The following is a 14,394-nucleotide window of genomic DNA, read 5'->3' as shown; positions in this document are numbered from 1 at the left end:
CCGCCGACCGAATCGAAGACGTCCGTGACCGACTCCGTGACCCGGCCGCCGCCCGCGACATCCTCGACCTCAACGGCCTCCACCCCCGCGTCCAGGACGTCCTCAACACCCCCGACGCCCGCGAGCTCCTCGCCAACCTCGCCGACTACGCCGACATGCCCGCCGGCCCCAGCCACATTGCCATCGGCTGCGCCGGAGGCAAACATCGAGCATGCGCCCTCACCGAACTTTTGGCCCGGGCACTCCGTGACCGCGGCCGCGACGTCGAGCACCTACACGCCCGTCTCCCTCGTGTCATCAAAACAGACCACCGTCTCGTGCACCGCCAACGCAAACCAGGGAGCGCCTGCTGCCTGCGCACCCTGACGCACACGATTAAGGCTCGTATCCCCGCGAACGTGCAGGGATGCGGGCCTTTTTGCGTTCTGAGGGTGCGCGGCCACCAGCCCGAGTCGTCCCCTGCATGCAGGAGCTAACGCTGAGACGAGTGAAATACGTGATCTGCCTGACATGTTTCGAGCATCGACGGCAGTATGCTGCCGCGTATGGCATCTCCGACATCAGGAGGTGAGCGGGAGAAGCTCGTATCAAAGCTGCCCGCCCCCCTTCGACAAGCACTCAAAGTCCGGGCAGCACAGCTCAGTACTGACCTCCAAGATGCCGTCACTGACGGCATTCAGGCATGGCGTGCCCACCAGGAGCCGCTCCCCGGAGTCGACACGGCAGGAGCCGAATCGTTCGGAACCTGGCTACCGGAAGGCCTCTACGATGCCTTCAAGGAGGACTGCGTCGCCCAGGGTGTCTCCTACATCCAAGGTCTTGCCCAAGCTGTGGCTCTGTGGCTTGAGCAGAACCCTGCAGACGACGAGACCGTGCCCACGCGGCGCATCATCGTCTGCAATCAGAAAGGCGGGGTTGGGAAGACGGCCGTCACCGCCGGCCTCGCCCAGGCGCTCGCGGAAGACGCCCATGCGCTGCCGGGCAAGCCCACAGATTCAGCTGCGCTCGCGCAGGCTGCCGCACGGCTCGGACTTCGAGTCCTCATGGTCGACTACGACCCCCAAGGGCACCTCTCCCACCAACTGGGCCTCAAGGCCATTCCCGCTGGCGCGGAAAGCCTCATCACCCACATGCTCAACAGGGAACAGGCACGCACGTCTCTGATCGACCTCACCGTCGTCATAGACGAAGCATGCTTCGGCGACCGGCTGCGCATCCTGCCCGCAGCCTTCGACGCCTTCCTGCTCGACTCCGGACTCACCATGTTCCGCGGCCCCCGGCACGCAGCACTCGAACGAGCCCTAGCACCACTGGAAGGCCACTTCGACGCCATCGTCATCGACTCACCGCCCAGCCTTGGACTCGCCATGGACGCCGCCATTTACTACGGACGACGCCGCGACGGCGAAAAGCCCGGCTCCTCCGGCCTGGTCATCCCCGTCGAAGCCGAGGACACCTCCGCCCAGGCCTACGGCATGCTCATCAACCAAGTCGTATCCCTCACCGGCGACTACGACATCGAGGTCGATCAACTCGGTCTCGTGGTCAACAAGTACGACTCGCGCCGCGGATACATCGCCACCTCCTCCCTGGACAAGTGGAAGAGCCTCGGCACACCCCCTGTCCTCGCAGTCATCGGTGACCTAAAGGAACAACGCGAAGCCGTACGGCTCCAAAGAGCGCTCCTTGCCTACGCCCCCTACTCCGACCAAGCCCACCACATGCGCGAGATCGCCCGGAGACTGACATGAGCAAAGCCGATGCTCTCGGCGGATCCGCCACCTTCGACGCAGTAGCTCAACCCATGAGCAGCCGCGCCGCCAGCTTCGCTGCCTTCGCCGGACAGACCAGCGAACCGCCCGCAAGCCCCACCGCAGCTCACAACGAAACCCCCCGCGTCCCCGTCGACCAACTGGCGCCCAACCCGTACAACCCGCGGGCCACTCTCGCCGCCATAGAGGAGATGGCAGACAGCCTCACCGGCAAGGGCGTCATTCAGCCCCTCACTGTCGTCACCCGGGACGCCTTCCTGGCAGCCCATCCCGAGCACGCTTCAGACCTCGGGGCGGCGGGCTACGTCGTCGTCGACGGCAACCGCCGCCTCGCCGGCGCCAAGCTCGCAGGACTTGATGACCTCCCTGTCCACGCCAACGACTCCCTCGCCATAGACGCGGACACCCTTCTGGAGACCGCTCTCACCGCAGCCGTGCAGCACGAGGACCTCGAGCCGCTTGACGAAGCGCGAGCCCTACAGCGCCTAGTGGAAGTGCACGGCTCTCAGCGGGCGGTCGCCCGATCGCTCGGCAAGTCAAGCGGATGGGTCACCCAGAGACTCGCCCTTCTCAACCTCACCCCCGAACTCAAGCAGGCCGTCTCCGAGAAGACGATGCCACTGGACGTCGCCCGCACAGTCGGACAACTGCCGGAACAGCAGCAGCACAGTGCCGCCGAGCAGGCCCTGAAGCAGCGCGCCGCCAAAAAACGGGAGAAGACGAAGAGGACCGAGCCGCCCCCGGCCTCCCGCACAGACAGCGCTGCTCAGCAGACCGCTGAAACGGCAGAGAAGCAGTCCGCACATGCCACGGTCGAATCGGACAACGAATTGCAGACCCTGGCGCAAGAGCTTCGTAGCCGTCTGACGCCAAATCAGGTGCAGAAACTGATCGAGCTGCTCATGGTTGACCCATTGCGAGTGTTTACGCCGTAAACGCCCGACCATGACACGATTTCGACACATAGAATTGAAGCGCGGGGTGCTTACGACGTAAGCACCCCGCTTCGCTCCGTGCGCACCAACTGCCACCTTCAAGGGAATGCCTGCCAACGTGCTGGTATCGGGAGTAGTATCCACAGGTTCTGCACTCGGGGGGAAGGTGGATGGATGCTGCGGCTGCAGGCCTGGGTGGAGTTATGGGCGGCGAGGGCCTTCGATTTCGTCGACGGCGTCGACAAGTCGGCGATCTACCAACGGTGCGTGCTGGCCGCAGTTGACGCGCCCGAGACGAAGCGGTTGCTCGGCAAACGGGCCGGCGTAGACCGCGGCGCCGTCGTAGAGCGCATGATGACGACGCGGTACCACCGCTACACCACCCTCCGCTGCCCATCATCCCTGCTCGACCGAGCGATAGAGGATCTGGCCGAGGCCGGGGACAAACACGAGCGAGCGGCTCGGGCGACGCCGTGGAACTGGCGTGTGGTCTGCTCGCTGGTCGCTGCCTGCTCTTTGGCTCTGTTGATATTCGGCGGCCTGCTCGCCCTGCTCATGGCGGTTGTGGTGGCGGCAGGCATCATGGTCACGCTGTGCATCTGGCGCGGGTCCCGAGTGTGGTCCAACCTGAGGCAGTGCCTGATGGCCGCAGGGCTCAAGGGCGTGTGGATCGTTCAGCGCATGGAGGTAGGAGCGTGCGCCGCACGCTGGGGTGAAGAGCTGCAAGAGACAGGTACTGCTCCCGTGGTGGCCGATCTGGTCCGCCACATGCTGGGCGACGACCCCGACTCCCTTCTCATCCCCGACGACTACGAATGGGGCCTGCGCGCGCCTCGAGCGCCTGGCTTCATCATCGAGAATGGGGCCCGGCGTCAACTCGAGCGTAAGCTCACACACCTTGAGGACGGCACCATCGCCGTCTGCGGCCCACGCGGCGCAGGCAAATCGACGCTGCTGGAGCAGTGCGTCAAGAAGGCCGGCTTCGGCGTGATCGTCCAAGCGCCGGCCACTTACGCTCCACACGACTTCCTCCTGTCGCTGTCGGTCCAGCTGTGCGAGAAGTACATGCGGGGCCGAGGCTATGAACCCACCGGCTTCGCACGCCTGTCGCCCGCGCGCCGAGCACTGCGGCGAGTCAGGCTCCAGGCGAAGCGGCTGAGCCGGTGGAGCTCCTTTGCGGTGCCCACCACCGCCCTGGTGGTGCTAGGGCTGTCGGCCTCGGTGCGGTCGCTCTACGAGCAGTACGCCACGTCCGCGTCCGATGTCGCGCGCACCTACACCAACGCGCTACGCAGCGACGTGACGGACATCTGGCAGGGCCACACCGTCGTCGCAAGCTTGGCAGTCACGATCGGCGGAATCTCCTGGTGGCAGTCAAGGCACTCAGCCTGGCTGCCCCGGATGCTGGGACGCCTGTGGATGCGCGGTATCAGACCAATTGGACTGCTCCTGGCCTGGGCATCCGCTGCCACCCTGCTGCTGGACGAACAAATCCGTCAGCGGGCCCGGTACCTGCACAACACCCAGCCCGAGGCTCTCTACCGTGCCGTCGGGTACGCAGCAGGGCTGCTGGCCGTGTGGTGGTTCTTGCGCTTCGTCCGTGACTTGGAAGTTGAGTTCCCTCTCGGCAGGTGGCACATCTCCCTAGAAAGGATCTTCCGCCCGATTACCGCCGCCGCAGGCATCTACCTGCTGCTGTTTCTCATCACGAACCCGCAGATACGGTCCCTTCTGGAAGACCCGGAAAACCCGCTGCGGCTGGCAGGCATCATCGCCGGAGTCCTGGTGTCGAAGCTGGGGGACTGGCAGCCACAGCCGGAAGAACCCGAGTTGGTCACGCGATGCCAGAACCACCTCTACCGTCTTCAGACGATCCAGCAGGCCACCCACGGCCTGACCACCGGGAGCACTGCCCAGATCCTGAGCCTGGGCACCAACCACTCCGCGTCTGTGTCCACCGTCCCCCCGAACTACCCGGAACTGGTTGAAGAATTTCGCGAACTACTCAGGTGCATCGCCATCGAGAGGACTGAAGCGGGCAAGACCGTCGTGATCGCCATCGACGAAGTGGACCGCTTGGGCGCGGACACTGATGCGCTCGCGTTCCTTCGGGAGATCAAAGCCATCTTGGGCGTTCCTCTGGTCCACTACCTGATCTCGGTTGCTGAGGACGTGGGAGCCGCCTTCGTCCGCAGAGGACTTCCGCACCGGGACGCCACCGACAGCTCCCTGGACGACATCATCCATGTCCAGCCCAGCACCCTCAGCGACTCACGCGCCATCCTTGCCAAGCGCTCACAGACACTGAAGGAACCCCACATCCTGCTCGCCCACGCACTGTCAGGCGGCATCCTGCGCGACCTGCTCCGCTACGGTCTACAGCTCCGCGAGACACAGTACAAGACCCAGTTCTACGAGCTCACCGACATCTCGCGGCAACTCATCCTGGAAGAACTCGCGGAGACCTTTGCTGGCTTCCGCACCCTGCTGAGCAAACTGCAGTGGTCGCACGACACCCACGGCATCCTCGCTGCCTTCCGCACGCTCAGCAGCTACCTGCGAGACCCCTGTCCGTGCGTAGAAGCGGATGTACTCCGCACGCTTGATCACGTCGCCTTCCACGACTACGGCGCCCTCCCCCTTCCTGCGACAGCCGGCGACTCGTCACATCGACCACCAGACGATCCAGAGATCAGCAGCATCGCACGCCAGCTCATCGACGAAGCATCCACGTACGCCTACTTCTCACTCACCCTGCTCGACATCTTCAGCACCGACGGACTCGAGCGCCGCACGCAACTGGCAGCCGGACACGGCCAAGACGGCGATCCTGAACGGCTGGCCGATGCACGACAGGAACTCGGGATATCGCCCTACAGTGCCCGTCCTCTGATCGACAGCATTCGCAAGGCATGGTCCCTGCCTCTCGGACCGGCCCCTGATAGTCGTATCCCAGCATCAACTGCGAGGTGCCCCCGCCACAGGAGCCGCCCGAACATCCCGTGAGGTCAACTCGGTCGACCGCCGATGCGCAGCATTTACATGGCCCTGGTGGTGTCCGCCGGGCCGGCACCGTGCCGCCGCGAACGCCCGCCCGGCGGGATCGGCCGTGAAGTTCCGGTGACCCTTCCCGCCCCACGGGATCGCGCCCAACAGGGCGCGATGCCCGAGGAGTACTTGGGGGGTCGCACGACCGATGCGGCGACGTGGCTGCGCACACCGAAGAACCTGGGCCTGCTCGCCGCCTTCACCCGCGCCGCCGACACCCGCCGCCGCGCCATGAAGGACCGGCCGGAGCCCGAGCAACCGGCTCATGCCCGTCGACCAGCAGCAACACCATGTGTACCAGGCGGACCTGGGCAAGGGAGCAAGCCGTAAGTGAGGGACGGCAACCGGCCAGCGGGGTGGCCGATTCTGCGACTTCACCCGCGAGCCCCTGCCGGCCGGACTGAGAATCGGTGACGTTGGCACCCGGCATGGGAGGAACCTTGACCGACCTGTACGAACCGCTGGAACCGTTAAAGAGCTACCTCGACGAACTGCCCCCGCCGCGCCAGCACGGCGACGTGAACCTTGTGGGTCTGCTCAGCGTCGCCGACGACCTCGCCCGCAGCCTGGCGGCGCTGAAGATCAGGGTGCAGCCCCACGACCCGAAGGCCTCGCTTGTCAGCCCCGAGAAGGCCCGCGAGAACACGGAGAAGGAAGTGGACCGGCTCTTGGGCACAGCCGTCTACCTCCAGCGTCACGCCCATGCCGCGATGCTCGGGCGTTGCGTCCTCGGTGCGGACTCCAAGGACGACTGCTCCACCGAGGGCGCCAACCTCCAGCTCAACGTCTGGGATGGCAAAACGCGCCGGGACATCGTCGAAGACGGCACCACCGGCTGCGTCGCCCACACCGTCGAAGCCGCCCGCCGGACCATGTCCGACCCCGCCACCCGCAAGATCCTCCTCGCCTTCGTACGCGACGACGAAGGTGCCGCTGTCGCCCGCGCCCTTGGACTCGGACCGGACGACACCGCGCAGTTCTTCGATCGCGGCCTCACACTGCGCCCGGAACACCGCGTCGGCTGACCTCACCGTTCCCTGCGGCCGCACCCCGGCCGCCAGACACCCGCATTGGAGCGCCCGTTGCCCTACGAGGCCCGCGATCTGAACCTGACCGACCCCACGAAGGGCTATCTGAACTTCGTCCTCTACACCGAGCCCGAGCGGGGGGCCGTCACGTCGTCTCTGAACGCCGTACTGGACATCGAGGCGCAGCAGACCGTGACGCCTCACTTCCAGGAGTGGCTGGGCAGGCTGGTGCGCTGCGAGCCGAACGCGATGCACTGCACCCTCGTGGAGCCGAAGAAGATCCCGGCCTTGTTCCACCCGTGCGTCACGGAGGACAAGGACAGCCCTTCAGCCATCCGCGGATCGGGTTGCCTGTGTCGCCGGACCTTCTACGATCCCGAGTTCGGGCTGCCCGTCGTGGGAGAGCACTTCAAGCACGCGGGCACCGGCGGCACGGACCAGTGGAGCTACACGACGTACGCCCCGCTCGAGCTGCGACCGGACGACACCTTCAGCCGCTTCTACACCGGCCGCGGTCTGTTCTGGGCCCGCACGGCCAAGGGCGTGCTCTCGCTCCTGCCGCAGAAGAACGACCTGGGCTACGAGATCGGGTACAACGGCGGCGGCCCGCACGCCCTGGCCGCCTATCTCACCCAGGTCGCCACGACCGACGGACAGCACACGGCTGCCGGCGCCCAGTACGAGGATGCGGACCCGGCAGTTGTTGCCTGGGCACAGAGCAAGGCGGCGGACCGTGGCACGAACGAGCTCTCGCTCAGCGACCTCAGGGCCATGATGCAGAGCTGACCGTAGCCACATCCGGATGCCCCACGGACCAGCTGTCCGTGAGGCGTCCGTGTGTACGCCGGACCTGCCGCGCTCCACCTTGCGGGACACAGGGCGAAGTCGTCGGCGCACTTGCCGGGACGCGATCGACGGCGGGGGAGTGCGTTACATCGTGCGCAACTCAACGCACCGTGCGCGCGCCGGTCCGCGCCCGCGCGCCGCCGCCTCGGACATCAGGTGCGCGTGGCGCGCGTCGCCCCGCGGGACGTCGGCCTCTACGATCCGCGCGTGGGACGGACTCCGGCACAGAAGGCCGCCAAGGCGGCACGCGTGCAGCAGCCGAAGAAGCGGCCCGGCAAGGCGCAGCGCGAAGCGATCAAGCGGGCGCAGGCGGCCAAGAAGAAGGCGGGCAGCGGGAAGTCGGCCGCGAAGAAGACGGTGCCGCTGCCGCGTGGGTCGGTGCGGGCCGCGTACCCGGGCACCTGCCCGGCCTGCTTCAAGGACTACGCCAAGGGCGACGTCATCACGAAGGTGACCGACGGCTGGGGACACCCAGGTTGTGCGCCCCGGCAGATGTCGGCAGCCGAGCGCGAGTTCGCCCGGAACAAGGCCCGGATTGAGAGCGGCGAGACGTTCCGCGCTCAGAAACCCTCGGACTGGCGGCGCGGAGCCTCACCCTCCAGCACCCGACCCGCCCGCTGAACTCCAGCCCGGCGGTGTGGCGTCGGCCACGGACAAACCCACACGACAGGGGGATGGTCAAGGAGGAATCGGACACCCGCAGCTGTTGATCGTCAGACAGCGGACAAGGGGTGCTTCCTCACGGTGGCCCCGGCCCGTACGCACATCCGTGTACGGGCCGGACGCTCACCGACCCGGCCCGCAGGCCGGAGAAACCGAGGACACCGTGCCCGCCGATCTCACGCCCGACCCCACCCACGGCCAGCACGCTCCCCGCGACCGCCGGCCTTCCGAGGACGTCGACCAGGACCCGCAGGCCCCCTCCACGGGCCCCTCCATCGCCCCCTCCACGGCCGCTTCGACCGCCAGGCGTATCTCCGCAGGCCAGCCCCGGAAGTCAAGGTCCGCCGATGCGTTCGACAACCCTTCCTGCTGCTCCTGTCCGTACGGCTGTGGTGGCACCCGTACTGGGAGACGGCGCCATCGGTGCCGGCCGCGCGCTCCGAGCTGCGCCAGCTGGTCTGCGCCCGCAGAGCCGTCCGGGCCGCGTAAAGCGTCGCCGCGGTCGACCAGGAGCACGATGTTGCGGCGGGTGTTGCGCCTATCTGTTGCGCAGAGTGTTGCGCCAGGAGGTTGCGCTGGACGTTGCGCGACCCGCTCAGGCGCCCTCGCGTCTCCGCAGGCCACCGCATGGTTTCGCCGTGGTCGGGGTGCTGACATCCCCGTTGCGGCCGCTCTGCCCATGTCCCCTGGCTGGAGTGAAGGAGTAGGGGACGGGCGGGATGGGCGGTACGGCCGCGGCCGGGGACCGGGGCGCGCTCAGCCGGTTGCGCGTCGGCCGGGCCGCCGCGCCGCCCCGCCGTCGACCTCGGCGGCCGGGCCGGGACGGAAGTCGCCGGCGCCTCGGTGCTGTCCTCCGGGCGGTGAGCCCCACCAAGGGGTGAGGCGGGAAACTCCCGCCGGATGGAGGCACTGCTGTGATCATCGTTCGCTTCGCGGGCCGCCCGCTCGCCGGGATCGAGCTGAAGACCACCGCCGCCCGGTGGCCCGGCGGCTGGTTCACGGTCGGCGACACCGCCGGCCTCTACGTCCCGGTCCACCGCGACCCGTCGACCGGCGTCGTCCTGGCGGAGGTCCGGGTCACCATCCCGCGCCGCTGGTAGCTGCCCGCACCGCCGCGCGGTGACGCACGAGACCCCGGGCCCTGTCGGCGGGCCCGGGGTCTCATGGGGGAGCGGTCAGAGGTTGTCCCAGTAGCTCTCCTGCTCGGAGGGCGGCCCGAACCGCTTGATGGACCAGCAGGTGCAGTTCCCGCCCTCGTACAGCTCCTCGTCGCACTCCTCGTGGTGCTCCCGCACCGCCCGCTTCACCGGGGCCGCCGACGGCGCGGGCTGCGCGGCAGGCGGCTCCTGGACGGGCGGCTCCGAGACGGCCTCGGGCTCCGGGGCCGGGCCCGCCCACTCCATGCCCAACGTCGCGAGGGCGGCGCGCTGCTGCGCGGTGAGCTTGTCGCGTCGGGTCTTGGTGTTCGAGAGCCACACCCCCAGCTTCACTGGGACCGTCTCGCCGTCGACCACCACATCCATCACCGTGCTGCGCGGGACGGAGCGCTGCCCCTCCGTCTTCACCCACTGGGTGAGGGCGGCCAGGCCCCGCTGGAACGCGGCCTCCGCCTTGCTTCCCGGCTTCTTCGGGTCCTTGGCCGCGGTGGCCGGCGCCGCGGGGAGCTCCGCCGGTGCGGTGGCGGTCACGGGGAGGGTGGCGCCGCGGATGCCCAGGGCGGTCAGCCGCTCGCGCTGCTCGGGCAGCAGCTGCGCCCATGTGCCCGGCTCCTGCTGCCGCCACCTCCAGGTGCCGATGTCATCGCCGTCGTAGACGACGCCGCCCGCGATGTGGGGGGGGAGCACGCCGTCGGCGTCGACCAGGTCGGCCAGCACCCTGTAGTGCCGCTGCCAGTTCAGCGGCCAGGGGCAGTTCCAGTCCGGGTCGATCGCCGCCAGCTGCTCCGCGCGTTCTGCCGCGCGTTTCGGGTCTTTGCCCAGGCCGCCCTTGCGGCGGAGGTTGGCCATGTGCTGCCCGATGGGCACCATCGCCTCGCCCTCACCCCACACCGCGTCCTGACGCGGCGCGAGGTGCCCGGTGGCCCGCCGGTACGAGCGGAGCGCGGCGATCTTGGTCTCCCACGCTTCCTCGCCCGGCTCCCAGAGCATCCCGGCCTCCGGCGCGTCCAGGAGGACCTTGCGTCGGTCCTCCAGCTCCCCGGCCCGCAGCGCCTTGCGCTGCTGATGGACCCACCGCCCGAGGGGGAAGTCCTTCGTGACGCCGACCTCGACCTCCACGTCATACGGGACGGCGAAGACGCCGGTGATCTCGTTCTCCGCCCGCCAGCGCAGCAGGGCCTGGTAGCCCTCCAGCCACACCAGCGACTCCGGCCGGTAGACCCGGGTGCGCAGGAACGCGGCGATCGTCGCTGCGTCGCGGGGGCTGGAGAAGTGCAGCAGCGCTGATTCGGCAGCGGCGTCGGTGTCGTCGCCCGGCTCCTGGTCCTCGCCGTCGCTTTCGCTGCCGGCCCCGACGATCCGCCCCTCTTCATCCCGTTGGATGTGGACCTTGCGCTTGCCGCTGGTGAGCGCGCGGGAGGCGAGCTGCTCGACCAGGCGCTCATCATGCGAGCGCAGGCCCTGGAGGACCGCCACAAGGGGGCGGAACGAAGCACTGGCGACCATGTCGGTCGGGTCCTCGTTCGGCTCCAGGAACACCGGCACGATGATCCGCGCGACCTTCGTGGAGCCGTCCTTGTTGAGGCGGAGTGCGCGGCCGATGTTCTGCACGATCTCCACCTGGGAGCCGCGGGTGTCCGCGAAGCAGATCGCCTCAACACCCCGCTCGCCCACGATGTCCACGCCTTCCCCGAGCACGCGAACGCTGGCGAGGAACGCCCTGTGCACGCGCCGGTTGTTCGCATCGATGCCGTTGGCGAACTGCCGGATGACCTCGCGGCGTTCAGCCACCAGGTGGTCGCCGCACAGCCACGCCGCCCACACCCGGTCCGGCGGGACATGGCGGCCGGCCTCCAGCCCGTAGAACTCCGCGTCGATCGACGACGCGGGCAGCGACTTCTCCGCCCTGACCATGGTCTCGTCATCGGTCTCGGTGACGTACAGCTCGGCAGCGGTCTTCGGCAGCGCCTCCGCGAAAGCCGCCGCCTCCTCCACCTTCTGGTGGAAGGTCATGACCGTACGCAGGTTGTACGCCGCAGCGTGCTCCAGGAGCGCGGTCTGCAGCAGCGCCAGGCGCCGGCCGCGCTGCGCCTCCTCCGATTCCCCGATCACGGGGGAGGGGTCACGGATCTCCAGGACGTCGATCTCGAACGCGGCGAGGATCTCCCGCTCGATCGCCTCGCTGAGCCCGAGTTCGGCCAGCCACGACCCGTAGGTGCCGTCCGGGTCGTCGGCCATGCTCGCGATCTCCAGCTCCTGGCCGTCCTTCCCGCGCTGCGGCCGGGGCGACGCCAGGATGCGGGGGGTCGCGGTCAGGTACAGCCGGAAGTCGGCCGGGATGCGGGCGTTGTCGTGGATCGCCGCCCACGGCCTCCCAAGATCACCTGCCGTACCGTGGGCTTCGTCCACGATGGCGAGCGAAAAACCGTCCATGCGCTGGCCATACAGGCGCTCTCCGCCAGCCAGAGCAGCCTCCAGCGGCCCCCGCGTCTTCTTGCGCGTCTTGCCGTCTCCGCTGCCCTGCCAGGGCCCGTAGGGGCGCTCCTGCTCCTGGAGGGCCTCGTAGTCGTCGCGGTCCACGAGAGAGGCGTACGTGGCGAACACGATGACCGGCCCGTGCCCGGCCCACAGGGCGAGCTGGATGGGGTTGGTGGTGGTGCGCACCCCCAGCTCGTTCAGGACCGGGTCGTTCTCCAGCGAGCACACCGCGACCATAGGGGAGCGGTGACCCACCGCCCGCCACGCCTGGGCGGTCTGCACGAGCAGGTCCAGGGTCGGCACCGTGACGAGGATCCGGCCCTCGGGGAAGCACTCCAGCGCGCTCGCGGCAGCCATGATCGTTTTACCGGAGCCGGTCGCTGACACGATCGTGCCACGGGCACCCTGAGGGGGCACGGATGACCTTGCAGGGAATCCGACCCACTTACGGAAACTCGACTTCTGGTCGATCTGATGTTTCTTGAGTGGAATCCTGCTCATCGCCCGTCCTCCTCTCCCGTGTCGTGCCGCCAGGCGTTCTGAAGCCTTTCCAGCGTGTTTTCCTCCTGGCCCTCCCGCGCCCATACCCCTTCGAGCCAGAGCGGGCTGCTGTCGATCCTCTCGCACAGCACCAGGCAGCCCGGCAGGTCGATCACCACGAGCTCGCCCGCGAACATGCCGCCGGGCCCGTAGCGGCGCCACAGCCGCTCCAGCCGCGCCCGGTGCCCGCTCAGGTAGGCCTCCAGGGCCTGCGGGTAGGACTCATGGTCCGCCGGGCGCATGGGCCGCAGGGCGATGTCCACGAGCTCCCGGGACGACTCCTGGTCCCACTGCTCGGGGCTGGTGCCGGTGACGGCCGTGTAGTGCTGCTCGCAGATGGCAAGGACCTGCTCGATGAGCTCCGCCGGGGCCTGGTCGTCCTCGTTGTCGCGGGCCGCCAGGTGCCGGCCTTCGGTCTCCGGCAGGTGTGAGGGGGCCCGGTCGTCGGCTTCCACCAGGTCCAGGGCATGGTGGGTGAGGTGTTCCAGGAGCAGGCGGGACAGGGCGCGGGCGGGGTCGCTGGTGTGCAGCTCGGTGTCGTCGGCGGCGGTGCCGCTGGGGAAGCCGAACTGGCCGGGGAAGACGATGGCGCGGGTGAAGAAGTCGCAGAGGATCCCGAACATCTCCGGGTGGGGCAGGCCGGTGAGTTCCTGGTCGGCCTCGGCGCGCGCGGCCTCCATGACCGTGGTGACGAACCCACGGCGCGCCTGCTCCTGCTTCCACGCCTCTACTTCCGGCCCGGCCTCGCAGACTTCCACGACCCGGTACAGGCCCTGGTCGCCGTACACGCCGCCCGGCTTCTCGTGGGCCCGGCGCACCTTCGCCACGGCCTCCTCCACCGACCGCGCGTACGCGTGGTGCGTCAGAACAGCCGCTCCGGGGTGCGTCTCATCGGTCCGCTGCGCGGTGACCCGGTAGCGGGTCAGCCCGGCAGGCTCAGACTCGGAAAGGCCGGCGCCCTGCTCCTCCTCCTGGGCTTCCTCGCCGTCCAGCTGCTCCTGCCACCGCAGGAAGGTCCCGGCCTCCTCCTCCGCCGCCTGGAACGCGGCGTCGTACTTGTCATCGCCGTACAGCGCCGCGGACTCGGCCCACTTCTCCAGCAGCCCCGCGTGCTGCCACTGCGCCTGGGAGGCGGGGAGCTGCCCGTGCCTGCCGTCCATCAGTGCAGGCAGCACCTCGCTGACCGCGAACGGAGCGGCCAGGGCCGGGACGGGCAGAGCCAGCGTGTTCTCCAGGCCGTATTCGTCCACCACGGTGTACGTCCAGCGCCCGGAGCCGGAGAGCGAGGACCACGTCAGCGTCAGGCCAGAGGGCCACTCGTGCGCGTTCACGAGGGGCGAGCTCACGCCCCAGCTCCAGGTGGCAACGCAGGCCCCCCGGTGATCCTCATCGCGGGTCACCGAATGGGAGGCATCGGCAAAACCCGCCCGCGCGAATTCCTGCTCAACAGCGCGCACATAACGCTTCCAGAAAGGGAAGAGGTCCATTCAACATTCCTGTCTTTCAGTCGGCCGGGTGGTTGGGAGGTGTCCCGTGTTTCCGCCAACGGTACATGCTGCATCAACCTGACGCACGCGCTACACTAGAACTCGACACGAACGAGCGACCCCCACCCCAGTAGCCAGCCCGGCCCGCGCCAGCGGGCCCCAAGGGACTGGAGGCGCAGCCGGAAGGACCGTCAAGCGGGGGAGCGCAGCGGACCCGCCCAGGAGTGCGAAGCACTCCCCAACTCCCGTACTGGAGGCCCGACTAGCCGCACCTGACAGCTCCTCAGCAGGCGAGCGCGCACCGCGCGCCGCGCTGGCCGCATCGCGGCCGGCCCCACCGGATCCTGGAGCGCAGCGGAGGGATCCGCCCGTGCTCCGCACGGGCAGCGGGAGCGCAGCGACCGCCCCCCTTGCACATCGCGCAGCGATGTGGTACCCGC

The 14,394-nt window shown here is 68.5% G+C and carries 10 protein-coding genes; 8 read left to right on the top strand and 2 right to left on the bottom strand.

The window, feature by feature from the left end:
* Window positions 1-11 precede the first annotated feature (11 nt).
* From LCE31_RS25190 to LCE31_RS25155, 8 genes are all read left to right on the top strand, one after another.
* Window positions 12-476, top strand: a complete 465-nt coding sequence (locus tag LCE31_RS25190) for a RapZ C-terminal domain-containing protein (RefSeq protein WP_225017917.1) — start codon at window positions 12-14, stop codon at window positions 474-476.
* A 69-nt stretch (window positions 477-545) separates the two neighbouring features.
* Complete coding sequence (locus LCE31_RS25185; protein ID WP_225017916.1) at window positions 546-1,751, top strand: ParA family protein; 1,206 nt, start codon at window positions 546-548, stop codon at window positions 1,749-1,751.
* Window positions 1,748-2,707 (top strand): ParB/RepB/Spo0J family partition protein, encoded by a 960-nt coding sequence (locus LCE31_RS25180; RefSeq protein WP_225017915.1) that lies wholly within the window; start codon window positions 1,748-1,750, stop codon window positions 2,705-2,707. Before LCE31_RS25185 ends, LCE31_RS25180 begins: the two co-directional genes overlap by 4 nt.
* A 174-nt stretch (window positions 2,708-2,881) precedes the next feature.
* Entirely contained in the window at window positions 2,882-5,713 is a 2,832-nt protein-coding gene (locus tag LCE31_RS25175) for a hypothetical protein (protein WP_225017914.1), read from the top strand.
* Window positions 5,714-6,183: 470 nt separating this feature from the next.
* Window positions 6,184-6,780: a hypothetical protein gene (locus LCE31_RS25170; RefSeq protein ID WP_225017913.1), complete on the top strand. Its 597-nt coding sequence runs from the start codon at window positions 6,184-6,186 to the stop codon at window positions 6,778-6,780.
* Between the two features lie 57 nt (window positions 6,781-6,837).
* Window positions 6,838-7,569 carry a hypothetical protein gene (locus LCE31_RS25165; protein ID WP_225017911.1) on the top strand — a complete coding sequence of 244 codons (732 nt, stop codon included), beginning with the start codon at window positions 6,838-6,840 and terminating at the stop codon, window positions 7,567-7,569.
* 267 nt (window positions 7,570-7,836) lie between these two features.
* Window positions 7,837-8,250: a hypothetical protein gene (locus LCE31_RS25160; protein ID WP_225017908.1), complete on the top strand. Its 414-nt coding sequence runs from the start codon at window positions 7,837-7,839 to the stop codon at window positions 8,248-8,250.
* A gap of 956 nt (window positions 8,251-9,206) precedes the next feature.
* The gene (locus tag LCE31_RS25155; RefSeq protein WP_225017906.1) at window positions 9,207-9,392 is read left to right on the top strand and encodes a hypothetical protein; all 186 of its coding nucleotides are present in this window, start codon (window positions 9,207-9,209) and stop codon (window positions 9,390-9,392) included.
* A gap of 75 nt (window positions 9,393-9,467) precedes the next feature.
* On the opposite strand, the gene LCE31_RS25150 is transcribed toward LCE31_RS25155, so the two are convergent.
* Window positions 9,468-12,428 carry a DEAD/DEAH box helicase gene (locus LCE31_RS25150; RefSeq protein ID WP_225017902.1) on the bottom strand — a complete coding sequence of 987 codons (2,961 nt, stop codon included), beginning with the start codon at window positions 12,426-12,428 and terminating at the stop codon, window positions 9,468-9,470.
* A complete protein-coding gene (locus LCE31_RS40550; protein WP_308042304.1) occupies window positions 12,425-13,813 on the bottom strand; it encodes a hypothetical protein in 1,389 nt (462 codons plus the stop codon). Before LCE31_RS40550 ends, LCE31_RS25150 begins: the two co-directional genes overlap by 4 nt.
* Between the last annotated feature and the right edge of the window lie 581 nt (window positions 13,814-14,394).

The organism is Streptomyces sp. 8L (genome assembly GCF_020176795.1).
Lineage (GTDB): Bacteria > Actinomycetota > Actinomycetes > Streptomycetales > Streptomycetaceae > Streptomyces.
The sequence above is the reverse complement of the archived record's forward strand: the minus strand, read 5'-3'. Positions and strand labels throughout refer to the sequence as shown.